This window comes from Nocardioides caeni, assembly GCF_004912195.1.
Lineage (GTDB): Bacteria > Actinomycetota > Actinomycetes > Propionibacteriales > Nocardioidaceae > Nocardioides > Nocardioides caeni.
The window spans coordinates 474-24668 of sequence record NZ_STGW01000024.1 but is presented as its reverse complement, the minus strand read 5'-3'; the positions used below and the strand labels follow the sequence as shown (position 1 = coordinate 24668).

The 24195-nt window shown below is 71.3% G+C and carries 25 protein-coding genes; 11 read left to right on the top strand and 14 right to left on the bottom strand.

All coding sequences use genetic code 11. The features are described 5' to 3' along the window. Window positions 1-43: 43 nt before the first annotated feature. Window positions 44-667, bottom strand: a complete 624-nt coding sequence (locus E9934_RS18920; protein ID WP_136564461.1) for a LysE/ArgO family amino acid transporter — start codon at window positions 665-667, stop codon at window positions 44-46. A gap of 78 nt (window positions 668-745) precedes the next feature. On the opposite strand from E9934_RS18920, the gene E9934_RS18915 reads away from it, so the two are divergent. Beyond that, window positions 746-1627, top strand: a complete 882-nt coding sequence (locus E9934_RS18915) for a LysR family transcriptional regulator ArgP (protein ID WP_136564460.1) — start codon at window positions 746-748, stop codon at window positions 1625-1627. Here the strand turns inward: E9934_RS18915 and E9934_RS18910 are convergent. Continuing rightward, a complete protein-coding gene (locus E9934_RS18910) occupies window positions 1618-2229 on the bottom strand; it encodes a TetR/AcrR family transcriptional regulator (protein WP_136564459.1) in 612 nt (203 codons plus the stop codon). The two genes, E9934_RS18915 and E9934_RS18910, sit on opposite strands and share 10 nt — an antisense overlap. An 83-nt stretch (window positions 2230-2312) precedes the next feature. On the opposite strand from E9934_RS18910, the gene E9934_RS18905 reads away from it, so the two are divergent. Together E9934_RS18905 and E9934_RS18900 are read left to right on the top strand one after the other, a co-directional pair. After that, entirely contained in the window at window positions 2313-3722 is a 1410-nt protein-coding gene (locus E9934_RS18905) for a cytochrome P450 (protein WP_136564458.1), read from the top strand. After that, window positions 3719-5335, top strand: coding sequence for a succinic semialdehyde dehydrogenase (locus E9934_RS18900; protein ID WP_136564457.1), 1617 nt, complete (start codon window positions 3719-3721; stop codon window positions 5333-5335). The genes E9934_RS18905 and E9934_RS18900 overlap by 4 nt, the downstream gene beginning before the upstream one ends. Here the strand turns inward: E9934_RS18900 and E9934_RS18895 are convergent. From E9934_RS18895 to E9934_RS18845, 11 genes are read right to left on the bottom strand one after another with little or no spacing between them, the layout of a single operon-like run. Then, complete coding sequence (locus E9934_RS18895; RefSeq protein WP_136564456.1) at window positions 5332-5949, bottom strand: TetR/AcrR family transcriptional regulator; 618 nt, start codon at window positions 5947-5949, stop codon at window positions 5332-5334. The genes E9934_RS18900 and E9934_RS18895 overlap by 4 nt on opposite strands. Window positions 5950-5966: 17 nt before the next feature. After that, window positions 5967-6455 carry a hypothetical protein gene (locus tag E9934_RS18890; protein WP_136564455.1) on the bottom strand — a complete coding sequence of 163 codons (489 nt, stop codon included), beginning with the start codon at window positions 6453-6455 and terminating at the stop codon, window positions 5967-5969. Beyond that, complete coding sequence (locus E9934_RS18885) at window positions 6455-7003, bottom strand: hypothetical protein (RefSeq protein ID WP_136564454.1); 549 nt, start codon at window positions 7001-7003, stop codon at window positions 6455-6457. The genes E9934_RS18890 and E9934_RS18885 overlap by 1 nt, the downstream gene beginning before the upstream one ends. After that, a complete protein-coding gene (locus E9934_RS18880; RefSeq protein ID WP_136564453.1) occupies window positions 7000-8316 on the bottom strand; it encodes an MCE family protein in 1317 nt (438 codons plus the stop codon). Before E9934_RS18880 ends, E9934_RS18885 begins: the two co-directional genes overlap by 4 nt. Then, on the bottom strand, window positions 8313-9509 hold the full coding sequence (locus E9934_RS18875) for an MCE family protein (protein ID WP_136564452.1): 1197 nt from the start codon (window positions 9507-9509) through the stop codon (window positions 8313-8315). Before E9934_RS18875 ends, E9934_RS18880 begins: the two co-directional genes overlap by 4 nt. Then, a complete protein-coding gene (locus E9934_RS18870; RefSeq protein WP_136564451.1) occupies window positions 9509-10564 on the bottom strand; it encodes an MCE family protein in 1056 nt (351 codons plus the stop codon). Before E9934_RS18870 ends, E9934_RS18875 begins: the two co-directional genes overlap by 1 nt. Beyond that, complete coding sequence (locus E9934_RS18865) at window positions 10561-11553, bottom strand: MCE family protein (protein ID WP_136564450.1); 993 nt, start codon at window positions 11551-11553, stop codon at window positions 10561-10563. Before E9934_RS18865 ends, E9934_RS18870 begins: the two co-directional genes overlap by 4 nt. Then, on the bottom strand, window positions 11550-12572 hold the full coding sequence (locus E9934_RS18860; protein ID WP_136564449.1) for an MCE family protein: 1023 nt from the start codon (window positions 12570-12572) through the stop codon (window positions 11550-11552). The genes E9934_RS18865 and E9934_RS18860 overlap by 4 nt, the downstream gene beginning before the upstream one ends. Further along, complete coding sequence (locus tag E9934_RS18855; protein ID WP_136564448.1) at window positions 12569-13849, bottom strand: MCE family protein; 1281 nt, start codon at window positions 13847-13849, stop codon at window positions 12569-12571. The genes E9934_RS18860 and E9934_RS18855 overlap by 4 nt, the downstream gene beginning before the upstream one ends. Beyond that, entirely contained in the window at window positions 13846-14661 is an 816-nt protein-coding gene (locus E9934_RS18850) for an MlaE family ABC transporter permease (RefSeq protein WP_136564447.1), read from the bottom strand. Before E9934_RS18850 ends, E9934_RS18855 begins: the two co-directional genes overlap by 4 nt. Then, entirely contained in the window at window positions 14661-15551 is an 891-nt protein-coding gene (locus E9934_RS18845) for an MlaE family ABC transporter permease (protein WP_238695055.1), read from the bottom strand. The genes E9934_RS18850 and E9934_RS18845 overlap by 1 nt, the downstream gene beginning before the upstream one ends. A 227-nt stretch (window positions 15552-15778) precedes the next feature. Between E9934_RS18845 and E9934_RS18840 the strand changes: the two genes are divergently transcribed. Genes E9934_RS18840 through E9934_RS18830 form a run of 3 tightly spaced genes read left to right on the top strand, consistent with a single transcriptional unit; the run spans window position 15779 to window position 19510 of the window. Then, entirely contained in the window at window positions 15779-16996 is a 1218-nt protein-coding gene (locus E9934_RS18840) for an acyl-CoA dehydrogenase family protein (RefSeq protein ID WP_136564446.1), read from the top strand. A 13-nt stretch (window positions 16997-17009) separates the two neighbouring features. Next, window positions 17010-17990 (top strand): acyl-CoA dehydrogenase family protein, encoded by a 981-nt coding sequence (locus E9934_RS18835; RefSeq protein WP_136564445.1) that lies wholly within the window; start codon window positions 17010-17012, stop codon window positions 17988-17990. After that, window positions 17987-19510: a class I adenylate-forming enzyme family protein gene (locus tag E9934_RS18830; protein WP_136564444.1), complete on the top strand. Its 1524-nt coding sequence runs from the start codon at window positions 17987-17989 to the stop codon at window positions 19508-19510. Before E9934_RS18835 ends, E9934_RS18830 begins: the two co-directional genes overlap by 4 nt. 17 nt (window positions 19511-19527) lie before the next feature. On the opposite strand, the gene E9934_RS18825 is transcribed toward E9934_RS18830, so the two are convergent. Beyond that, entirely contained in the window at window positions 19528-20406 is an 879-nt protein-coding gene (locus E9934_RS18825) for an acyl-CoA thioesterase (RefSeq protein ID WP_158295069.1), read from the bottom strand. A gap of 136 nt (window positions 20407-20542) precedes the next feature. Between E9934_RS18825 and E9934_RS18820 the strand changes: the two genes are divergently transcribed. From E9934_RS18820 to E9934_RS18800, 5 genes are read left to right on the top strand one after another with little or no spacing between them, the layout of a single operon-like run. Next, window positions 20543-21373: an SDR family oxidoreductase gene (locus E9934_RS18820; RefSeq protein WP_136564442.1), complete on the top strand. Its 831-nt coding sequence runs from the start codon at window positions 20543-20545 to the stop codon at window positions 21371-21373. A 12-nt stretch (window positions 21374-21385) separates the two neighbouring features. Next, complete coding sequence (locus E9934_RS18815; RefSeq protein WP_136564441.1) at window positions 21386-21955, top strand: VOC family protein; 570 nt, start codon at window positions 21386-21388, stop codon at window positions 21953-21955. Between the two features lies 1 nt (window position 21956). Continuing rightward, window positions 21957-22604, top strand: a complete 648-nt coding sequence (locus E9934_RS18810) for a carboxymuconolactone decarboxylase family protein (RefSeq protein ID WP_136564440.1) — start codon at window positions 21957-21959, stop codon at window positions 22602-22604. Beyond that, window positions 22601-22957, top strand: coding sequence for a DUF6285 domain-containing protein (locus E9934_RS18805; RefSeq protein ID WP_136564439.1), 357 nt, complete (start codon window positions 22601-22603; stop codon window positions 22955-22957). The genes E9934_RS18810 and E9934_RS18805 overlap by 4 nt, the downstream gene beginning before the upstream one ends. Further along, window positions 22954-24138 carry an acyl-CoA dehydrogenase family protein gene (locus E9934_RS18800; RefSeq protein ID WP_136564438.1) on the top strand — a complete coding sequence of 395 codons (1185 nt, stop codon included), beginning with the start codon at window positions 22954-22956 and terminating at the stop codon, window positions 24136-24138. The genes E9934_RS18805 and E9934_RS18800 overlap by 4 nt, the downstream gene beginning before the upstream one ends. Window positions 24139-24195 lie beyond the last annotated feature (57 nt).

Below are 24195 nucleotides of genomic sequence, written 5' to 3'. Positions count from 1 at the left end.
GCGGGGCGGCCACTCGACCAGCGAGGGGCGGAGGAAGCCCCCTTCAGCCCAGCGCCAGCTTCGCGGCCACCAGCACCATCGTTGCCGCGACGACGAGCTCGAGCACCTGCCACGATCGTGGACGGGAGAGCAGGGGGGAGAGGCGGCGGGCGCCGAAGCCGAGGCTGGCGAACCACACGACGCTGGCGGCGCAGGCACCGAGGGCGAAGAGCCAGCGGCCGCCGACGGCCCCGTCCGTCGCGGCGTGGGTGGCGGCGATCGATCCGATGAGGAGAACCGTGTCGAGGTAGACGTGCGGGTTGAGCCAGGTCAGGGCGGCGGCGCGAGCGAGCACAGGGCCGCGGGCCTCCTCGGCCAGCACCGGCCCGTCGGCCGTCAGTGATCCCGGGCGGAGGGCGCGACGTACGGCGCTGGCGGCGTAGGCGAGGAGGAAGCAGACGCCGAGCCAGGTGACGAACTCGACCAGCCAGCCGGAACGCTCGACGAGCGTGCCGACCCCGGCGACGCCGGCGGCGATGAGGACGATGTCGGAGATCGCGCAGACGGCGACGACGGCGCCGGTGTGCTGTCGGGTCAGGCCCTGACGCAGCACGTAGGCGTTCTGCGCGCCGATGGCGACGATCAGTGAGCCGCCGGTGACGAAGCCGGCGCCGATGGGTGCGATCACAGGACCACGCTAGGTAGTCACCACGGTTCAGACCAGCGAAAGATTCTCATCTGAGTGAAGGAGTGCTTCACTCGACGGATGAGGTTCGACCCGGCACAGCTGGAGACCCTCCTCGTCATCGTCGAGGAAGGCACGTTCGACGGCGCTGCGCGGCGACTCAACCTCACGCCCAGCGCGGTGAGCCAGCGGATACGGGCGCTTGAGGGGGCCGCCGGCCAGGTGCTCGTACGACGGACGCTGCCCGCGCAGGCGACGGAGGCCGGCCTGCCGCTGCTGCGGCTCGCCCAACAGCTGCGCACGCTCATCGCCGAGGCCGGCGCCGACCTCGGCGAGGTGGACGTCGTGGAGCTGGCCGTCGCCGTCAACGCCGACTCCCTGGCCACGTGGTTCAGGCCGGTCTTCGCCGACGTCGCGCGGCGCCCCGACATCGCGCTCCGACTGTCCGTCGAGGACGAGGGGCACTCGCACGAGCTGCTCCGCCGCGGCGAGGTCCTGGCTGCCGTGACGGCCGAGCCGAGGCCCGTCCAGGGCTGCTCGGTCGAGCCGCTCGGCGCGATGCGCTACCGCGCTGCCGCCGCGCCCGACCTGCTGGCAGCCCACCGTCGCGGCAACCGCGTCGACTGGCAGCGGGTCCCGATGCTGGTCTTCAACGAGAAGGACCGGCTCCAGGACGACGTCCTGGCCCAGCGCGGCCGGCCGCGGCCGAAGGTCGTGCACCGCATCCCCAGCACCCCCGACTTCCTCGAGGCGATCCGCGCCGGCCTGGGCTGGGGGATGGTCCCGGAGTCGCAGCTCGTTCCCGAGATCGAGCGTGGAGAGCTGGTCCGGATGCCCGGCACGACCCCGGTCGACGTGCAGCTCTTCTGGCAGCGCTGGCGGCTGCCGAGCGTCGGGCTCGACGCGTTGACCACGGACGTCAGGACGGCTGCGCGGGCGGCGCTGCGTCGAGCTCAGGCGTAGAGCGCGAGGAAGCTGCGGCTCGCGGCGTCGATGAGCTGCTCGGGCGTCGCCTGCATGGCGCCGTCGAGCCAGGCGGTGACGAGCTCGGCCATGCCGCCGATGAAGAGCAGGCCGGCCATCTCCTCCTCGTGCTCGCTGCGGTGGGGGAGGCCCATCCGGTCGCGCGCCTCGACGGCGGAGCGATGGGCGAAGTCCCGCAGGATCTCCGTACGACGCCCGCGCAGCTCGGGCATCGCGCCGGCCTCGATGATGGCGACACGGCCCTTGCGGGGGTCGTCGCGGAGGAGCTCGACGAACGAGGTGAGGACGGCGGTGGCCTGGGCGACCGGGTCCGGCCCGGCCGCGTCGGCGGCGGCGTCGGTGACCTCCTCGATCTCGGCCGCGATCTGGTCCATGACCGCGCGCAGCGCGTCGTCGAGGCCCTTGAAGCTCTCGTAGAAGTAGCGCTCGGTGAGCCCGGCGGCGTTGCAGATCGCCGTCATGGTGGTGCGCTGCTCGGCGTCGGCCCAGACCTCGAGGGCGGCGTCGAGCAGGCGGGCGCGGCGCTCGGTGACCCGCTCCGCGGCGCTCAGGCCGCGATAGACACCGGATTGGACCGCCATGGCATCACCCTCTCACACAAGGTTGACAGGATGCTCTGTCAGAAGCATCCTGATCATGACGCACGTCACATCCAGGAGGATCGATGAGCCAGGCCACCGCAACGCCGCCGCCCGTCAGCGCCCCGCGCCGCAAGGCCGGGACCGTGTCGCTCCAGGAGGCCCGGCCGGTGCCGGAGCTCCTGCCCACCGACAAGGGGCTGCCGCTGTTCGGCCGGATCTTCGACTACGCGAAGAGCCCGGTGGACCTGATGCGGCACCAGTGGGAGACCTACGGCCCGGTCGCCCCGTTCAACGCCTTCACCACCAATGCCGTGATGCTGCTCGGGCCGGACGCGTGCGAGGAGGCCTTCCGCAACAAGGACAAGGCCTTCGCCAACGAGCCGGCGTGGGGTCAGATCGTCGGACCGTTCTTCAACCGCGGCCTCATGCTCATGGACTTCGAGGAGCACCACGCCCATCGGCGCATCATGCAGGAGGCGTTCACTCGCGACCGGCTGCTCAACTACACCTCCGCGATGCACCCGGCGATCGCCGACGGCATGGCCGGGTGGGACAGCGACGCGGCCTTCCCGACCTACCCCCGGCTGAAGCAACTCACCCTCGACATCGCCGCCGACATCTTCATGGGCGGCGCCGCCGACACCTCACGCGCCCAGATGGACAAGGTCAACACTGCCTTCATCGCCTGCGTGCAGGCCGCCGCGGGGATCGTCCGCGCCGACGTGCCGATGACGCGGTGGGGTCGCGCCTACCGCGGGCGCAAGGTGCTCGAGGACTTCCTGCGCCACTACCTGCCGGCCAAGCGCGCCACCCGCACCGACGACATCTTCTCGGTGCTCTGCCACATCGAGACCGACGAGGGCGAGCGCTTCACCGACGACGACGTCGTCAACCACATGATCTTCCTGATGATGGCCGCCCACGACACCTCCACGATCACGGCCTCGACGATGCTGCAGTACCTCGGCCAGCACCCCGAGTGGCAGGAGCGCTGCCGCGAGGAGGCCCTGGCGTTCGGCGACGCACCGACGCTCGAGGAGACCGAGTCGATGACGAGCCTCGACCTCGTCATGAAGGAGGCGCTGCGGCTGCGCGCCCCGGTGCCGATGCTCTCGCGGCACACGGTCAAGGACACCGTCGTGCAGGGCGTGCGGATCCCCGCCGAGACCGACGTCATGATCTGCGTGCAGTGGTCGCACCTGATGGAGGACTACTGGACCAACCCGTTCGTCTTCGACCCCGACCGCTTCAGTTCCGAGCGTCGCGAGGACAAGTCACACCGCTATGCGTGGGAGCCCTTCGGCGGTGGCGTGCACAAGTGCATCGGGCTCTACTTCGCCGGCATGGAGGTCAAGTCGATCATGCACCGGCTGCTGCGCAACTACCGCTGGACCGTCGATCCCGGCTACGTCGCGCCGCTCGACAACCACTCGTTGCCGTTCCCCAAGGACGGCCAGCCCATCAACCTCGTCCGCACCGGGAGCAACCGATGACCGCCTTGCAGGAGACCCAGCAGGAGACCGGGCAGGAGACGCAGCAGGCCGCCAGCGGCCTGCGCCCGACCTGGGTGAGCGACGCACGGATCGCGTCCTGGCTGCGGTGGTTGCCCGCGGCGGACGACGCCGCGACGCTCACCGCCACCGCGCCGTACGACGCCCGGCCGACCGTGCCCGTCCCGTGCTGCACGCCCGAGGACGTGGCCGGGGCCGTCACCGCCGCCCGCGCGGCCCAGCCGGCGTGGGCCGATCTGAGCGTCGCCGCGCGCGCCGAGGTGGTGCTGCGCTTCCACGACCTGCTCGTCGAGCGCCAGGACGAGGTCATGGACCTCATCCAGTGGGAGATGGGCAAGGCCCGCTTCCACGCGTGGCAGGAGGTGCTGCAGGTCGCCAACATCGCGCGGCACTACGCGAAGCAGGCGGCTTCCTACCTTGCCGACCACAAGGTCCGCGGCGCCGTCCCGGGTCTCACCCGGGTGCGTGAGGTGCGGGTCCCGCGTGGCGTGGTCGGCATCATCTCGCCGTGGAACTACCCCTTCTACCTCGGCGTCGGTGACGCCATCCCGGCGCTGCTCGCCGGTAACGCCGTGCTCGGCAAGGCCGACCCGCAGACCCCGCTGACGCTGCTGTGGGCGCGGGCGCTGATGGCCGAGGCCGGCCTGCCGGAGCACGTGTGGTCGATCGTTGCCGGGCCGGGCGCCGAGATCGGTGAGGCCCTCGTCGACCACGTCGACTACGTCGCCTTCACCGGATCGACGGCCACCGGACGGATCGTCGCCCAGCGCGCGGCCGGCCGGCTGATCGGCGCCTCGCTCGAGCTCGGCGGCAAGAACCCGCTCATCGTCCGGGCCGACGCCGACCTCGAGGTCGCGGCGCGGGGCACGGCCCTCGCGGCCTTCGCCAACACGGGCCAGATGTGCATCCACATCGAGCGCGTCATCGCGCACACCGACGTCTATGACGACTTCCGGGAGGCGCTGCTGGCGGCCACCAGCTCGCAGAAGGTCGCCCAGACCTTCGACTTCGGAGCCGACGTCGGCTCGCTCGCCTCGCAGGCCCAGCTCGACAAGGTCGGCGCTCACGTCGCCGACGCCGTCGCGAAGGGCGCGACGGTGCTGGCCGGCGGTCGAGCGCTGCCGGAGATCGGCCCCTACGTCTATGCGCCGACCGTGCTCGAGGACGTGAACGAGGAGATGGACCTCTGCCTCGGCGAGACCTTCGGGCCGGTGATCGCGCTCTATCGCGCGACCGACGACGAGGACGCGCTGCGGATCGCCAACCAGGGCACGGCCGGACTGTCCGCGTCGGTGTTCAGCAAGGACCTCAAGGGCGCCGATGCCCTGGCCCGCCGGATCCGCGCCGGATCGGTCAACATCAACGACGGCGCCGCCGTCGCCGCCGGCTCGGTCGAGGCCGGGATGGGCGGCATGGGCGACAGCGGCCTCGGCCGCCGCCACGGTGGCGAGGGGATCCGGAAGTTCACCGAGTCGCAGACGATCGCGGCCTCCCTCATCGGTCCCGTCGGTCCGCCGCCCGGTCAGGCCCTCGAGAAGTTCGTCGCCATGGGCAACAAGCAGCTCGCGCTGCTGCGGAAGCTGCGCGTGCGCTAGAGCTGCAAGCCGCTGAGGAGCTGGTCGCGCGCGGTGGGCCAGAGTCGTCGTACGGCGCGCTCGCTGGCGACCGCTCGCAGCATCCGCAGCCCGCGGATGGTGGCGACGGCCGTGGTCATCGCGGGCGCGAATTCGGCGCGCGCCGACAGCTCCGGGGCGACCTTCTGACTGGCCGCGGCGAGGGTCACCATCACGGTGTGGTCGAACTGCACCAGGTCGCGCCGGAGCTCGGCGTCGGTGCGCGCGGCGGTGAAGAGCTCCATCTGTGCTGCTGACACCGGCCCGCTGAAGATCTCCCACAGCCGGTTGAGCAGCACCTCGTACTGCGCCGCGGGACCGTCGGCGATGTTGAGCGGCTTGGAGACCAGCTCCTCGACCAGCTGATCGGTGAGGTGGCTCAGTGCCTGCACCACCAGCTCGGCCTTGGTGGCGAAGTAGTGCGCCTGCGCGCCACGGGTCACGCCGGCGCGCTCGCAGACCGCCGTCGTCGTGAGCCCGGCGTAGCCGTTGTCGACGAGGACGTCGATCGTGGCGTCCAGCAGCGCGCCGCGGGTGGCGGCCCGCCGCTCTGCCTGCGTACGACGCCGCGGCGGCGTCGTTGCGGGAGTGCTCATGGTGGGGGCTCCCTTCCTCAGACGGCCGCGAGCGTGGAGACCAGCCAGCTGGATCCCGAGCGGGTCAGGGTGACGACGACACGGCTCTGGTCGAGCTGCGGCTCGGTGAGCTTGGTGCTGCTGGAGAGCTGGTCGACGAAGAGCAGGACGCGTGCGGAGTCATCGTCGTGCTCGAGGACGGTCATCGACTTCACGTCGGCCGTGACGACCGCCTCGAGCTTCGGTGCGGTCCGCGCGATCGGTGCCTGCACCTCGGCGTACTGCGTCTTCGCGTCGCCGGTCAGCAGCTTCTCTGCGTCGGCCGCGCCTGCGTCGAGCCGCCGGTAGTCGTAGGAGAGGACGGCCGTCACGGCGCGGTCGGCGACCGCGCGGATGTCCTTCGCCCGATCGTCCTCGCTGCTCTGGCCACGCAGCCAGAGCTGGCCGGCGACGATCGCTGCGACCGCGACCACGGTGAGCGCGACCAGGGCGATGAGGAGCGGTCGGGACCGCTGCACGGCACTCATCAGCTCACCGGGCTGATGTCGGAGATCAACCAGCCGTCGCCGTCGCGCGTCAGGGTGATCTGGAGCCGGTAGCGCCGCAGCGAGGGCTGCTTCGTGGAGGTGTTGGTGACGGTCGCGTCGACGGCGGCCATCACGACCGCGCTGGCGTCGTCGGCTCGCACGATGCCGGCGTCGGTCACCTCGCCGACCGAGACGCCCTGTGCCTCCTCGATCGCGGCGGTGAGCGTGCCGAGGGCGGCGGTGAACTGCTCGCGGAAGTCGCCGGTCGACATGTCGGTCACCCGGGCGAGGTCCTCGTCGAGGTGCTGGTGGTCGTAGGAGGTGAAGGCCACGGCGGCCTCGCGTCCGGTGGCCAGGGCGGTGCGCTCGGCCTTGTCCTCGGCGCGCTCGGCACGGACCGAGAGCCCGGTCCACACGGCGCCGGCGATCGCCGACAGTGCGATGAGCGCGACAGCGGGCTCGAGCCAGCGCGGCGGCTCACGGCGGACAGGGGCTTCCTCGGACACGACTGCCTCCTTCCGGACGATCGTGGTGGCGGGTGCGGTCATCGCAGATCCTCCTTGATCAGCAGGCCGGCCAGGTCGCTCGGGGGCAGCATCCGCGTCGACGACGGGCTCACGGGCTGCCCAGCGGCCGGCGACACTTCGTCCTCGCCCGCCTCGTTGGTGAAGGACGAGCCCGGGCCGAAGCCCCGCGGGTTGGGGCGCGCGATGACGCGGGCCGTGTCGTCGCCCGCGGGCCGCGGCACGTGCGCGGCCCCGCGGACGCCGATGCCGCTGCTGACCGGCTCGGCGCAGAAGGCGTTGAGGTTGGCGCGGTAGGACGGGTTGCCCGCCACCTCGCTGAGCTTCGTGCCCTGCGTCGGAGGCGTGCCGCTCGACTCGTAGCCGCGGGTGCACACCGCCTGGGTGGTGTCGATGACGGCGCCGAGCCGCGCATAGCCGTCGCCGGGCTGGATGTTGAAGGTGCCCTGGATGATGCGCGGCAGCAGCACGAGCTGGGTGTTGAGGCCCCGCAGCCTGATCGGCTCGGCGAGGATCTCGGTGACCGACAGCAGGTTGCCCAGCAGCACCGACACGTTGGCCTGGTTGTCGCTCAGCAGGCTGCTGACCTCGGTCAGGGTGGCGGGGGCCTCGGACAGGATCGACGCGATCTGCGGGTCCATGTCGGCGATCGTCTCGGTCAGGTCGTCGAGCCCGCGGGTCAGCTGTTGCAGCTCGGGGTCGAGGTCGCGCTGCGTGGCCAGCACCGTCCGGCCGTCCTCGAGCAGCCGGTCGGTGGTGGGCTGCACCTCGGCGAAGGTGGCGCTGAGCTCACGGGCACGGACCAGGACGGTGGCGAGGTCCTGGCCGCTGCGGTCGAAGGCGTCGCCCAGCTCGCGGACGACCCGCCGCAGCGCCGGCTTGCCGATGCTCGTGGCGAGCTGGTCGAGGTGGACCAGCAGCGAGGTGACCTTCAGCGGCGTGGTCGCCGCGGAGACCGGCAGGGCGTCGCCGTCCGCGAGATAGGGACCCTCGTCGGAAGGCGGGATCAGGTCGACGTACTGCTCGCCGACGGCGGACAGGTGCGCGACCTTGACCAGGGTGTCCTCGGGGATCCGGATGTCCTTCTCCAGGCGGAGGTACGCCCGCACCCCGTCAGGGGTGAGCTCGAGGGAGGTCACCCGCCCGATCGGGACGCCGCGCAGGGTCACCTCGGCGTTGGGGAAGATGCCGCCGGACTCGGGGAGGTTGACGGCGATCTCGTAGGACTGGCCGAGGTAGCGCTCGGGGACGCCGATGTATTGCACGCCGGCGAAGATGATCGACGCGACGGCGACGACGGCGAACACGCCGATCCGGATGCGGTGCACGAGGTTCATCGGCCCTCACCCCCGTCCCTCGGGAGCAGCAGGGTCAGCAGGTCGCCGACGATGTCGACGACACCGACGAGTGGCGGCGCCGGTGTCTCGGCGACCAGTACGCCGGCCGGGTCCTCGCCCGCCTCGCCTGCCGTGGGGGTGAAGGGCTCGCCGGAGTCGTCGGCGACCGGCGTGACGGCCAGCAGCAGCTGCTGCAGGTTGATCGCGACGCTGCCCTTGACCGCGCCGTAGGCGCCGCTGAAGGCCGGGACCGAGGTGTCGGCGAACGGATAGGTGACGAGCAGCGTGACGTTCTCCGGGATGAGGTGGGCCACCTTGCCGACCTCGCGCAGCACGGGTGCCAGCGCCTCGAGGTCGGTGACGGTGGCGTCGGTGGCGCGCCGGATCAGGCCGGTGGCGCGGTCGCCGAGTCGCTGGAGGCGGCGCAGGGCCCGGGTGAGCTGGCGCTGCTGGCGGGCGAGGACGCCGGTGGCCGGATCGAGGTCGCGGACCGCCTGGGCGAGCACCTCGTGCTGCGCCGCCAGCGCCGTGCTGAGGCGTTGCGTGCTCTCCAGCGCCGCCACGAGTGCGGGTCGGCCGGCGTCGAGTCCGTTGACGATCGCGTCGAGGTCGCCCAGCAGCGCCTTCACGTCCGTCTCCCGGCCCGACAGTCCGGCCTCGAACTCGCGCGTGATCGTGCTCAGCTGCTGCAGCCCGCCCCCGTTGAGGAGCGCGCCGATCGAGGCGAGCAGCTGCTCGACCTCGACGTCCTGGGTGGTGCGTGAGACCGGGATGACGCCGGACTCCCGCAGCGTGGACTCGCCCGCGTCGGGCGCGACGAGAGCGACGTACTTCTCACCGAGGAGGCTGGTGCTCCGGATGGTGGCGACCGTGCGATCGGGCAGCTCGTAGGCCTCGTCGATCTCGAGGTGCGCCACGGCGACGTAGCGGTCGCCGTCCTGCTCGACCTCGATGGAGGAGACCCGACCGACGGGGACGTCGGCGAGCCGGACGGAGGAGTTGGGCACGAGGTCGAGGGCGTCGCGGAAGCGCGCCTGGACCGGATAGGTGTCGCTGCCGCCCGCTGCCCCGGGCAGGCGCGAGCGGGTGACGTCGGGCAGCGCCCCCAGGGAGAGGACGACGAGCGCGCCGGCTGCCACCACGATGATGACCGTCGTCAGCAGGGTGCGGGTCCGCCCGCTCAACCCGGCCATCAGTGGTCCTCACCCGTCGGCGGAGGCGGTACGTCGGAGGGGCACAGCACGCTGAGGGCAGCGCCCTCGAGGATCTCGCAGAGGGTCGTTCCGGCATAGGTCAGCAACGGCGTGAGGTTGACCCGGGCGTCGAGGACGCCCGTGGTGAGGTTGGCCGCCCCGAAGATCGCCTGGATGCTGGGGGAGCCGAGGTCGGCGATCTCCATGAGGTCGCGCTGGCGGTCCACCAGGGTCGTCGACAGGCGCTTGAGCAGCCGGACGTTGGCCGTCAGGTCGCCGCGCGTGGAGCGGACGAAGCGGTTCACGGCCTTGACCGTGGTGGCGATGCTGTCGATCGTCGTGCGCAGCTGGTCCCGCTGCCCGGCGAGGGTGGTGGTGAACGAGCCGAGGTCACGCTCGAGCCCGCGGATGGCGGCGTCGCTGCCCGCGAGCGAGGTGACGAAGGTCTGCAGCTGCTCGATCGTCGTGACGATGTCGCCCCGGCTGGTGCCGACGGTGTCGAGGGCGTCGGCGAGGTCGGCAAGGGTCTGGCGCAGCGTCGCGCCGTTGCCGGCGAGCGCGGTGTCCGCAGCTTCGACCAGGCGCCCGAGCGAGCCGTCGGCGTTGCCGCCCTGGGGACCGAGGGCCTCGAGGAACCCGTCGAGCTGGGCGGTCACGTCGTCGAGCTCGAGGGGCGCCGCGGTGCGCTCGATCCCGATGGTGTCGCCGTCGGCGAGCCGGTCGCCGTCGAGCCAGGGCTCGGTGAGCTGGACGTAGCGGCTGCTGAGCAGGCCCGGCGGCACGATCACGGCGGCGGTGTCGGCGGCGACCGGCGTGTCGGCGTCGAGCTCCATCTCGACGTCGACCGATCCGCCGCGGGGAGTGATCTCGGTGATCGTGCCCATCGGTACGCCGACCACGCGGACGTCGTCGCCGGGATAGAGCCCGACCGTGCTCGGGAAGGTCGCGGTGACGGTGATCGTCTCGTGCCGGTGGGACTGCACCCACCAGATCGCGCCACCCATCACGGCCACCAGGGCGACCAGGGCCACGATCCTCACCGGCCGCCGGGTCATCGCAGTCCCTCCGGGAGATAGGTGGTGAAGTGGAGGGGGACGAGCCCCGCGAAGGTGCCGTCGAACCAGCGGCCGTTGCCGGTGAGGTTGACGAAGTAGCGCAGGTAGGGCGCCAGCAGCCGCAGCGACTCGTCGAGATCGTCCTGGTGGTCGCGCAGCACGCCGAGCACCGAGCGCAGGTCCTTGAGCGCCGGCTCCAACTGGCCCTGGTTCTCCCGGATCACCGCGCCGACGGTCGCGGCGAGGTCGCCGGTCGTCCGCACCAGCCGGGTGATGGTCGCCTGGCGCTGGGACAGGGTGGCGAAGATGAGGGCGCTGTTGTCGATGAGCGTGACGATGTCCTCGCTGCGCTGGCCGAGGGTGGTCGCGATCTGCGCGGTCTCCTCGAAGAGGTCCTGGACCTGCTCCTCGCGGCTGCTGACGACCCGCGCCAGTTCGGACAGGCCGGTGGCCGCCGTGCGTACCTCCGGTGCGGCGGGATCGAGGGCACCGCTGACGGTGCGGATCGCGCTGGTCAGCGCCTCGGTGTCGATCGGCTCCAGCTCGGCGCCGACCTGCAGCAGTGCGTCGGTGACGCCGAACGGCGTGGTGGTGCGGTCGAGCGGGATGGTGCTGTCGGCCGCCAGCTCGCCCGGGCCTGCCGGCGTGAGGACGAGGCTGTGCTGGCCGAGGAGCGTGTCGAGGCTGAGCCGGGCCGAGGTCCGCTCGCCGAGCTGCACGTCGTCGGTGATCCTCAGGTCGACCAGGGCGTGGTCACGCACCACGCGGATCTCCTCGACCTCGCCGACCACGAGCCCGGCGACGCGCACCGGGTCGCCCGGCGCGATGCCGGAGGCGTCGGTGAACTCGGCCTGCAGCGTGTAGCCGCCGCCGGAGAAGAGCGTGCCGAGGGTCGAGAGCCGGAAGGAGACCGTCAGCATCAGCACGCACAGCACGACGGTGACGACGCCGATGAGGCGCACGTGGCGGGTGGGTGTGTAGGCGCTCATGCTCCGCAGATCTCCGTCTCGGGTCCGGTCGGAGGAACCACCAGTGGGGGCGCGTCGCCGAGCAGGTCGACCTCGGCGCCGAGGCCGCAGTTGAAGAACTGGAACCAGGAGCCGTACTGCGCCGCCCGCATGATCGCGTTGAGCTTGACCGGCAGCAGGTCGAGCTTCTCGATCAGCTTGTCCTGGTGGTCGTCGAGGCGCTGGACGGTCGAGCGCAGGCCCTTCACCGTGCCCTTGAGTCCGGGCCGGGCGCGGGACAGCAGCTCGTCGGTCGCGAGCGCGAGCCCGTCGATGCCGGCGAGTGCGTCGACGATGAGGGTGCGGTCCTCGGCGAGCCCCCCGGAGAGGTCACGCAGGTGGGTGACCAGACGGTTGAACGGAGCGCTCTGTCCGTTGAGGGAGGTGAGCACGGTGGTCAGGTCGGTGACGAGGTCGCCGATGACGGCGTCACGCTCGGCGATCGCGTGACCGAGTGACCCGGTGCCGGAGAGCAGGGAGGCGATGGTGCCGCCCTCGCCCTGCAGCGCGCGGACGAGCGAGAGCGAGAGCGAGTTGATCGACTCGGCGTCCAGCCCGGCGAAGAGCGGCTTGAACCCGTTGAAGACGGCCGTCAGGTCGAGGGCCGGGGTGGTCTGCTCGAGCGGGATGGTGTCGCCCGGCCGCAGGTCGTCGCCGCGGCCGACCGGGACGTCGAGGGCGACGTAGCGGTCACCGATGAGGTTGCGGTAGCGGATCGTCGCGGTGCTCGTCGACGTCAGCGTGACGCTGTCGTCGGTCGAGAAGCGCACCTCGGCCCGGGCGTCGTCGGTCAGCTCGACCGACTGCACGCGTCCGACGGTCACGCCCGCCAGCCGGACGTCGTCGCCCGCCTTGAGCTGGGTGGCGTCGGCGAAGACGGCCGTGTAGGTCGGGGCTCCGCCGTCCTGGTGACCCTGGATCGTGCGGGCGAGGAACGCGGTCAGCAGCACGGTCACGACGGCGAAGACCGTCACGCGGAAGAGCGAACGCTGATAGCTCATCCGAGCACCCCACCCAGGACGAGGTTGAGGAGCTCGCCGACGTCGTAGCCGTCGCCGGTCGAGGGCTGGCCGGGGATGCCGTCGAGGTGGTTGAGCGGGCTGGCGACGCCGCGCAGCTGGTCGAGCTCCTTGGGCACGTCGGGCCACGGGTCCGTCAGCTGGTCGCCCTTCGGGAGCACCGGACAGTAGGGGCCGTAGGCGCTGAGGTCGATGTCCTTCGGGCTGTCGACGCCGGGCTCGTACATGCCGCGACTCACCGAGACGTAGAGCCGCGCCTTGAGGTAGGGGCCGGCGGCGAAGACCGCGTCGAGCCGCTCCTTGGCCCGGACCACGCCGCGCACGAAGCACGCGATCTCGGGGGAGTACTTCTTCAGCATCGCGAGCACCGGCCGGCTCACCTCGACGACGTCGATCGCCGTCTCGCCCACCGCGTCCACGAAGCCCCGGGTGACGTCGGCGAAGTCGCCGGTCCCGACCAGCAGCTGCTGGAGGTCGCGTTCGTGCGCGGTCAGGGTGCGGGCCGTCGTGCCGACCTGGTCGAGCGCCGCCAGCAGCGGGTCGGTGGCGACGAGGTAGGAGTCGGAGACCTCGGCGATCAGCGCCGCGTTGTCGACCACCGCCGGGATGCTCGGACGCAGCTGGCCGGTGAAGGCCTGGCTGTCGGTGATCGTCTGTCCGAGCAGCTCGCCCCGACCCTGCACCGCGGTCGCGATCGCGGTCAGGGTGGTGCTGAGGTCGGCCGGCTGGACCGCGTTGAGCAGGGGCGCGAGGTTGTTGAGCACCGTGCTCGTCTCGATCGCCACCGAGCTCCGGTCGCGCTCGATGACGTCGCCGTCTGCCAGGCGCGTGGCGACCGGCTCGCGGGGCAGCCCGAGGTCGACGTACTTCTCGCCGAAGATGGTCTTCGGGATCACCTGCGCCGTGATGTTGGCCGGGATCAGGTCCAGCCGGTCGCGGTCGATGGCGAGGGTGAGCTCGGCACCGGTGCCACCGCTGATCGACTCGATCGCGCTCACCCGGCCCACGACGATGCCGTTGAGCTTCACGTCGGCGCCCTCGGCGAGCTGCGAGCCGGCCCGGTCGACGTCGAGGCGGATCTCGGCGGGATCGCTGAAGGCGTGGGTGAACACGGCGACCGACAGAGCCAGCAGGCTGATCACGATGCCGATCGCAAGGATCCCGAGCAGGTGCAGGCTGCGACGGGTGTAGAGCTTGGCCAGGGTGCCGCCGCCCGGCGCTTCGTCGTGGTACGGCGAGGGCCGCGAGGAGCGGGTCATCCGGCGATCCTCACGGTGTCGGTGGCGCCCCAGAACGCCAGCGAGATGAAGAAGTCGCTGACCGTGACCAGCACGATCGCGGCGCGCACCGCGCGGCCGACGGCCACGCCCACGCCGCCCGGCCCGCCGGAGGCGGTGAAGCCGTAGTAGCAGTGCACCAGGATCACGATGACCGCGAAGATCAGCGCCTTCACCAGTGACAGCAGCACGTCGAGTGGCGGCAGGAACAGGTGGAAGTAGTGGTCGTAGGAGCCGGTCGACTGACCGAAGGTGCCGGTGACGATCAGCCGGGTCGCGAAGTACGACGAGAACAACCCGGCCAGATAGAGCGGGACGACGGCGATCATCCCTGCGACGACCCGGGTGGTGACGAGGTAGGGGATCGGCGGGATCGCCATCGACTCGAGCGCGTCGATCTCCTCCGCGATCCGCATCGCGCCGAGCTGGCCGGTGAAGCCGGCGCCCAGGGTCGCGGACAGGGAGATGCCGGCGACGATCGGGGCGATCTCGCGGGTGTTGAAGTAGGCAGAGATGAAGCCGGTGAACACCGAGGCGCCGATGTTGTCCAGGCCGGTGAAGCCCTGCAGGCCGACCTCGGTGCCGGTGAAGAACGAGAGCAGCAGGATGATGCCGAAGGTGCCGCCGATGACGGCGAGGGCGCCGGTGCCGAAGGATGCCTCGCCCAGGAGGCGCCAGACCTCGCGGCGGTGGTGCCGGAACGCCGAGGGGGTGGCAGCGATCGAGCGGCCGTAGAACAGCAGCTGGTGGCCGAGGGCCGCGAGACGGTCGCTCCAGCGGTCGGTGACGGCCATCAGTGGGTCCCCGCGAACTGGAGGTAGACGGAGGTGATGACGAAGTTGACGGCGAAGAGCAGGGCGAAGGCGATGACGACGGACTGGTTGACGGCGTCGCCGACCGCCCTCGGGCCACCCTTCACGGTCAGTCCGCGGTAGCAGGCCACGAGCGCGGTGAGCACGCCGAAGATGGCTGCCTTCACCTCACCGAGGATCAGGTCCTGCATCGTGGCGATCGTCCGGAAGGAGGTCACGAAGGCGCCGGGGGAGCCGTCCTGGACGAGGACGTTGAAGACGTAGCCGCCCACGACACCGACGACGCTGACGAGGCCGTTGAGCAGCATCGCGACCACCACGCAGCCGAGCACGCGGGGCACGACGAGCCGCTGGATCGTCGAGATGCCGAGGACCTCGAGGGCGTCGATCTCCTCGCGGATGGTCCGTGAGCCGAGGTCGGCACAGATCGCCGTCCCGGCGGCGCCCGCGAGCAGGAGCGCCGTGACGATGGGGGAGGCCTCGCGGATGGTGGCCAGCGCCGAGGCCGCTCCGGTGAAGCTCTCGGCGCCCAGCTGCCGGGTCAGGTTGCCCAGCTGGAGGGCGATGACGGCGCCGAAGGGGATCGAGACCAGCATCGCGGGCAGGACCGAGACGGAGGCGATGAAGTCGGTCTGCTGGATGAACTCGCGGGTCTGGAACGGACGCTGGAAGACGAGCCGGAGGGTCTTGGCCGAGAAGGCGATGAGGGCACCGATCTCGTCGAGGAGTCGTCCTGCCCGGACCGAGAGGGGCACGCGGGGCGGTCGTGGGCGCTCGTAGCCCACCACCATCGAGGCGTAGTCGGGGAGTGGTCGCACCGTTGGCGCGGACGTGTCGCCGCTGCCCTGCTGACCCTCCGGTTCGAGCCCCATGCCTCACCTTCGTCTGTAACCTGCGTCACACGCGGGACCGACTATCGCTTTTCTGCACCACTGCGCGCAAGTGTTGTCGCGAACTCCTTGTTTCAGGCGGGCATTTCCATGCTTGAGTGCCGATAAGTTTCGTGCGACCCTGTCGCCAAAGGTGTGGTGCGGCTCACATCCGACGTGGTGAGCCTTCAACGCACCACCCCGAGCCGTGGTTACGAGAAGGGACCGAGATGGACTTCGACGACACTCCCGATGAGGCCGCCTGGCGCGCCGAGGTGCGAGGCTTCCTCACCGAGCACAAGGCCGAGCTGGGGGACCGCGGGACCCGCCTGGACTTCGACCCGGAGGTCGCCAAGCAGCGCCAGGCGCTGCTCTACGACGCCGGCTACGTCGGCGTGACGTGGCCCGTCGAGGCGGGCGGTCGCGGTGGCACGCCGATGCAGCAGGCGATCATCGACCAGGAGATGGCGCGCGCCGGCGTCCCCGGCCTGATCAACCTGATCGGCATCGGCATGTGCGGTCCGACCGTGATCTACCACGGCTCCGAGGATCAGAAGAGCCGCTACCTCAAGCGGCTGCTCCGCGGCGACGACATCTGGTGCCAGCTGTTCAGCGAGCCGGCCTCGGGCAGCGACCTGGCCGCCCTGCGCACCAAGGCCGTGCAGGACGAGCAGGGTGACTGGCACATCAGCGGCCAGAAGGTCTGGACGACGCTCGCCCACCTCTCGGACTACGGCATCCTGCTGACCCGCACCGACCCCGACGTCGCCAAGCACCGCGGTCTGACGATGTTCGTCGTCGACATGAAGGCGCCCGGCGTCACGGTCCGTCCGCTCAAGCAGATGAGCGGCGGTGCGGACTTCAACGAGGTCTTCTTCGACGACGTCGTCATCAAGGACTCCGAGCGTCTCGGCGACGTCGGCGACGGTTGGCGCACCGCCCTCACCACGCTGATGAGCGAGCGCCTGACCCTCGGCGGTGGCGGCACCGAGATCGGCGTCAGCATCGAGCGGATGGCCGAGCACGTCGCCGACCGGATCGTCGGGCTGCCCGACGAGCGGCAGGCCCTCGTGCGCCAGGACTTCGGCCGTGCGTACGTCGCCTCCCTCGGGATGCGCTACACCGGCTACCGCCTGCTCACCGCCATCAGCCAGGGCAACCTCCCGGGCCCGGAGGCGTCGGCGGGCAAGCTCGCCGGCACCACGGCCGCGCGCGACCTCGCCGACCTCGCCGTCCGACTGCTCGGGGACGACGGCGTCTATGCCGCGCAGTCCGACGGCACCGACACCTGGCAGACCCTGCAGGCCGTGCTGCCCGGCATGGCGATCGCGGGCGGCACCAACGAGGTGCTCCGGAACATCATCGGCGAGCGGGTGCTCGGCCTCCCGGCCGAGCCGCGCGCCGACAAGGACAAGACCTACCGCGAGCTCGCCGCCGCCGGCGCGTGAGAGGAGACCCCCCATGCACTTCGACCTCGATTCCGAGCAGCGCGACCTCGCTGCTGCCGCCGCCGACTTCCTCGGCGGATCCGCCTCCCCGGGCGTGGCCCGGGGACTCCTCGACGACGCCGGGGCGGCCATCGCGCCCGGACGCGTCGAGCTGGTCAAGAGCGGCTTCGCCGCCATCACCGTCCCCGAGTCCGCCGGCGGCGGGGGCGGCTCGGTCCTGGACCTCGCCGTGGTCGCCGAGCAGGCCGGCCGTGTCCTGGCGGGCCCGTCACTGGTGACGTTCGCACGGGCGGCCGTGCTGCTCGACGGCGACGACACGCGGCTCGCGGCCCTGGCCGACGGCAGCCTGGCCGTGGCGATCCACGACGGCGGCCCGGTCCTCGACGCCGTTGGCGCCGACAGCTTCCTGACCCTGGCCGGTGACGACATCGTGATCGGCAGCGGCACCGTCACCACCCGCGACCCGATCGATGCCACCCGTGGCCTCGCCGACGTCGAGATCGGCGATACCGAGGTGGTGGCAGCCGGCGCCGCCGACCGGTGGCGCACCGCCCGTCTGGTCGGTCAGGTCGTGCTCGCCGCGGAGGGACTCGGCACGGCGGCCCGCGCCGTCGAGGTGGGCATCGCCTACACCAAGGAGCGGCACGCCTTCGGCCGTCCGATCGGCTCCTACCAGGCGGTCAAGCATGCGCTCGTCGACGCCTATGTCGCGGTCGAGCAGCTGCGATCGCTCGTCTGGTGGGGCGCCTGGGCGGCGGACCACGCGCCGGACGAGCTGCCGCTCGCCGCCGCGGCCGCCAAGGGCCAGGCCGCCGTCGCGCTCGAGGGTGCGGCGGAGACGCTGATCCAGGTGCACGGTGGCATCGGCTTCACGTGGGAGCACGACGCCCATCTGTTCTGGCGTCGGGCCAAGGTCGACCGCTTCCTCCTCGGCGACGACGTCGCCGCGTTCGACGAGGTCGCCCGGATCGCACTCGCCGGAGCAGGCCGATGAGCGCCGCGATGGGCGAGCACCACCTCGCCCGGCTGGCCGAGCAGTCGCTGGAGCGCGTGGGCGACTACGAGCAGCTCTTCTTCGAGGGCGCCTGGCACACCAACGGCCAGATCCTCGACCGGGCGCGGCGCGCGGCCAGCGGCCTCACGGCGCTCGGTGTCGCGCCCGGCGACCGGGTCATCGTGCTGACGATGAACACCCCGGAGGTGTTCGTCGGCTACCACGCCATCTGGCGGGCCGGCGCGGTCGTGACACCGGTGATCTTCCTGCAGACGCCGCCCGAGCTGCGCCACATCCTCGAGGACTCGGGCGCCAAGGTCGCGATCGTCAGCCCCGAGTTGGTGCCGATGGTCCAGGGGTCCGCGGATGGGCTCGACCTGCAGCTGATCGTCGTGGGCGACGTACCGGACGGCGTCGAGGCGACGTCCTTCGCCGACCTCGAGGCCGCCGAGCCGGGGGAGATCGTCCCGCGCGCCGACGACGACCTCCGTGCGTTGCTCTACACGGGTGGCACCACCGGCCGCGCCAAGGGCGTCATGCTCAGCCACGAGGGGTTGTGGCAGGCAGGACGCGGGATGAACCTCGTCGCCGAGACCATGACGGCCACCCGGTCGCTGCTGCCGCTCCCGCTCTCGCACGCCTTCGGCCTCAACGTGCTGGTCTCCGGGCTGCACTCCGAGCGTCAGCACGTGTCGGTGATGCAGCGCTGGTTCGACCCCCAGGGCTGGCTCGAGCTGGTCGCGGAGCACCGGCTGCAGAGCAGCCCGGTCGTGCCGTCGATGATGCAGATGCTGCTCGACCTGCCCTACGCCGACCACGACCTCAGCTCGCTGGAGTCCTTCGGCTCGGGAGGTGCTCCACTGCTGCCGCACCTGCGGGAGAAGGTCGAGAAGGCCTTCGGCGTCACCATCCTCGAGGGCTACGGCTGCACCGAGGCGAGCGCGATCGTCACCGCGATGACGGTGACCGACAACCGGGCGGGCAGCGTCGGTAAGCCGGCGCCGCACGTCCAGGTCGCGATCCTCGACCCGCTGGGACAGCCCGTCGCCACCGGTGAGGAGGGCGAGATCTGCGTCGCTGGGCCGGGCGTCATGCTCGGCTACTGGAACGAGCCCGAGCTCACCGCTCGCACGGTGGTCGACGGCTGGCTGCACACCGGCGACGTGGGCCGTCTCGACGAGGACGGCTTCCTCTACGTCGTCGACCGGCTCAAGGACCTCATCATCCGGGGCGGCTTCAACGTCTTCCCCCGCGACGTCGAGGACGCGCTCATCGAGCACGACGCCGTCGCGGCGGCGGCCGTGGTCGGAGTGCCGGACGAGAAGTCGGGCGAGGAGGTCGTCGCCGTGGTGGCGCTCCACCCCGGGCACGAGGCCGACCCGGAGGAGCTGAAGGAGTACGCGCGAGCCCGGCTCGCGAAGTACAAGTACCCGCGCGAGGTCCGGATCGTCGACGCCGTGCCGCTCACCAGCGTCGGCAAGACCGACCGGAAGGCCGTGCGGGCGCTCGTCAACGGCTGACGTCCGCCGGGAGGGCCTCAGCCGATCCGGAGGAGGCCCTCCTGGGCGGCGCTGGCGATCATCACGCCGTCGGGGGTGTGGACGCTGGCGCGGCACAGGGCGCGGCTGCTCCCTGCCCACGGGGAGTCGTAGACCCACAGCATCCACTCGTCGACCCGCGGCGGACGGTGGAACCACACGGCGTGGTCGATGGTCGCGGGGATCACGTCGTCGTCATAGAGCGCTCGGGCGTGCGGGCGCACGGCCGGGTGAAGGATGCGCATGTCGCTGGCGAAGGTGAACAGCGCAGCGTGCAGCGCCGGGTCGTCCGGCACGGGCCCGGCGGCGCGCACCCACTGCAGGGTCGGCTGGTCGACGGGCGCCTGGGTGCGGAACCAGCCGGGGCCGAGACCCACGGTGCGCAGGTCGAACGCATCGGGTGAGGAGCCGTAGGGCGAGGTGACCTCGCCGATCTCGCGGATCACGTCGGTGTCGGGGCGCACGGACTCCGGCGGCGGCGCGGCCGGCATCGAGACCTGGTGCTCGACGCCCGGCCGGGGGTCGGTGAAGGAGCACGACATCTCCATGATCGCGCGGCCGTGCTGACGGGCGCTGACCCGTCGGTGGCTGACGGAGCGACCGTCGCGCACCCGCTCGGCGACGAACGTGATCGGCTCGTGGGGGTCGCCGGGGCGGACGAAGTAGGTGTGCAGCGAGTGGATCGCGCGGGCGTCCGGAACGGTGCGGGTCGCGGCGACGACCGCCTGGGCGGCGACCAGGCCGCCGAAGACGTGGTTGCTCACGACGGAGGCCCGGGACTGGCCGCCCTCGAAGTGGTCCTCGTCGAGGGTGGTGAGTTGGAGCAGGTCGACGAGCTCCGGGAGAGGAGTGGTCCACGGGTCGGTCACGTCGTTCACGCCGCACATCTTGCACCGGAACGACACCTCTGCGATATCGGCAGTTCTGCCGACAAGTTGCCCTGTGACCCTTGACACACGGAGTCCTGCGGCCAAAACTGACAGGACGCCATGTCAGAAACGGACCGAGGTAGCCATGACCCGACAGATCAGCGGAATGTCCATCATCGTCACCGGCGGTGCGCGCGGCATCGGCAAGGCGACCGTCGAGCGGTTCGCCCGCCAGGGCGCATCGGTCGCGGTGGGTGATCTCGACCCCGACCTGGCCGGTGAGGTCGCCGCCGCGTTCGGCGACCGCGTCGCGGCCGCGCGGCTCGACGTCACCGACCCCGCGTCGTGGCGGGAGTTCCTCGACCAGGTCTCCCACCTCGGGCCGTGGGACGTGCTCGTCAACAACGCCGGGATCATGCCGCTCGGCTCGGTGCTCAAGGAGACCGACGAGGTCACCCGTGCGATCTTCAACGTCAACTCACTGGGCCCGATCAACGGGACCAAGGCCGTCGCACCCGGGATGGTCGAGCGCGGCCACGGCCACATCGTCAACGTCGCCTCGGCGGTCGGCCGCATGGCGGTCGCCGACGGCGCGACCTACTCCGCCTCCAAGTTCGCCGTCGTCGGCTTCAGCGAGGCCACCCGTGCCGAGCTCGGCCCCCACGGTGTCGACGTGTCCGTCGTGCTGCCGGCCGTCGTGCAGACGGAGCTCTCGGCCGGCGTACCCCCCGCCAAGGGAGTGCCGCCGGTGAGCGCCGACGACGTCGCCGCCGTGATCGAGAGCGTCGTCCGCAAGCCCAAGGCCGAGGTGTGGGTGCCGCGCTGGGCCCAGGGTCCCACCAAGCTGACGCTCGCCCTGCCGCGCAAGGTGCAGGACGCGATGGGCAAGCTCAGCGACGCCGGTGACGTCCTCGCCCACGCCGACCCGGCTGCGCGCGCCGCCTACGAAGAGCGCGCGCGGCGCAACGCGAAGTGAGAGGTCCTTGCGATGACTGACGTGACCGACGAGCGCCCCTTCCAGATCAGCGGCTTCTGCCACCTCGCCCTGGTCTGCTCCGACATGCAGCGGACCGTCGACTTCTACCAGGGCCTGCTGGGCCTGCCCCTGGTCAAGACCGTCGAGCTCCCCGAGAACGGCGGCCAGCACTTCTTCTTCGAGGTCGCACCCGGCACCTACCTCGCGTTCTTCTGGTTCCCGGACGCGCCGCCGCCGGCCCCGGGCATCGCCTCGGCCGCCGACATGCCCGGTCACGGCGAGATCCTCAGCGCGATCGCGTCGATGAACCACGTCGCGTTCACCATCCCCGAGGACCGCTTCGACGACTACAAGGCGAAGCTCGAGGCCGCCGGGGTGCGCACCGGCTTCATCCTCAACCACGACGACAGCCCGTGGACGGTCGCCGCCGAGATGCACCCGGGTGTCTACATCCGCTCGCTCTACTTCGTCGATCCCGACGGCATCCTGCTCGAGTTCGCCGCGTGGACCCGGGAAATCGGTCCCGACGAGGCCCACCTGACGCCACGGACGGCGGCGGACGCCGTCGCGGCGGAGGCCTGAGATGCCGCGGCTGCGCCAGGTCCCGCGTGCGGACGACAACGCGAAGATCGTGCGCGTCATGTACGACTTCCTCTTCGGCAAGGACCGCGACCCCGTCGCCGAGCCCGGCACGGAGGCCGGCACCCCCGGCGACTGGTGGACGGTGTTCGCGCTCGTGCCCGACATCCTCGAGCACGCGGTCCAGGGCTTCGGCGTCTATCGCTCCGAGAAGCGCTTCCTCGACCCGGTGCTGCGCGAGCTCGGGCAGACCCGGGCCGGCTGGGCTCGTGGCAGCCAGTTCGTGTTCTCGCAGCACTGCAAGTCGCTGCGCGCGCTCGGCGTCAGCGAGGAGAAGATCGAGGCCGTCGCCGGCTGGCAGGTCTCCCCGCTCTTCGACGAGGTCGAGCGGACCGTGCTCGCCTACACCGACGGACTCGTCTATGACGGCGGACGGGTCGCCGACGAGGTCTTCGAGGCGCTGCGTCGTCATCTCAGCGACGAGGAGATCCTCGAGCTGACCTACATCACCGCGCTCTACGAGATGCACGCCGTGATGAGCAAGGCGCTGCGCACCGAGTTCGACGACCGGCCCGAGCCGATCGTCGAGGTCGCCGCGCCGGAGGGGGCCGAGGCCTACGACGTCGGCGCGGCCACGTCGGTGCCGCAGTGACCTCGACGGCCGTGTCCGTGCACGACCGGCCCGACCCGATCGAGCTCATCGACGCGGTCAGGGAGTACCTCGACCACCCGCCGCCCGACGCCGGCCGGGACCGGCTGCACCGCCGGGTCGCCAGCAACGTCCTCACGACCGTCGCGCGACAGCTCGCCGCCGCTGCCGAGGACGAGGCGGTCCACCGCGATCGACTTGCGGCGCTCGGCGTACGGGACAACGCGGCGCTGGCCGCGCTGGCCGCCGGCATGGACGAGGACGATCCGCGCTTCCCCGAGCTGGTCGCGGCCCTGGCCGACTGGGCCGAGCAGAAGGTCCGTGTCAGCAACCCGCGCTACCTGGAGACGACATGAGCGACGACGCCCACCTCGAGAAGCTGCGCGCCCGCGTCCGCGAGTTCATGGTCGAGCTCGTGGAGCCGGCCGAGGACGTGCTGCACGCCGGCGGACCGGAGGCGGTCACGGCCATGGCCGGGCTGCAGCAGCAGGCGCGGGACGCCGGCCTGTGGGCGATCGGCCACCCCGAGCACCTCGGCGGCGGGGGCCTGCCCTTCCTCGACTACGTGCACGTCAACGAGATCCAGGGACGCAGCGAGTTCGGCCAGATCGCCCTCGGCACGTTCACCCTCCAGGACTCGCTCATGCTCGACCGGCATGCCACGCCCGAATGGCGCGAGCGCTACCTCGAGCCGATCGTCCGGGCTGAGTTCTGGCCGAGCTTCGCCATGACCGAGCCCGGCATCGCCGGCTCCGACCCGACCCAGCTGCAGACCTCCGCCGTCGTGGACGGCGACGAGTGGGTGATCAACGGTCGCAAGTGGTTCACCACCGGCGCCCAGAACGCCCGCTACACGACGGTCATGGTGCGCACCGAGACCGATGCGCCGATCCACGAGTCGTTCTCCCTGATCATCGTGCCGACCGACGACCCGGGCTACCGGATCGTCCGCGACACCCCCGTCCTCGGGATGGTCTCCGACCATTGCGAGGTCGCCTACGAGGACGTGCGGGTGCCGCTCGGCAACACCCTCGGCCCGCGCGGCGCCGGCTTCCGCATCGCGCAGGAGCGGCTCGGTCCGGGCCGCATCTTCCACGCGATGCGCTGGCTCGGTCAGGCGCAGCGGGCCTTCGACCTGATGTGCGAGCGCCTCAACTCCCGCCGGGCCCACGGCTCGCTCCTCGCCGAGAAGCAGCTGATGCAGCAGCACGTCTTCGACTCCTGGACCGAGATCCAGTCCGCCCGGATGATGACCCTCGCCGCTGCCGAGAAGATGGACGCCGGCGACCAGGCCCGCATCGAGATCGGCGCCGTGAAGGTCGCCGGAGCCCGGATGCTGCACAACGTCGTCGACCGCGCCCTCCAGGTCCACGGCGCCGAGGGCCTCACCGACGACACGCCGCTCTCGCGGATGTACCGTGCCGCCCGCTTCGCCCGGGTCTACGACGGCCCCGACGAGGTCCACATCCAGTCCGTCGCCGGTCGGATCCTGCGCCGGTATGCCCAGGGTGGGGGATGGGACTTCGGCACCGACTGACATCGGTGGTCGAGGAGCCGTCGCGAGGAACGAGCGACGGCGTCACGAGACCCGGCT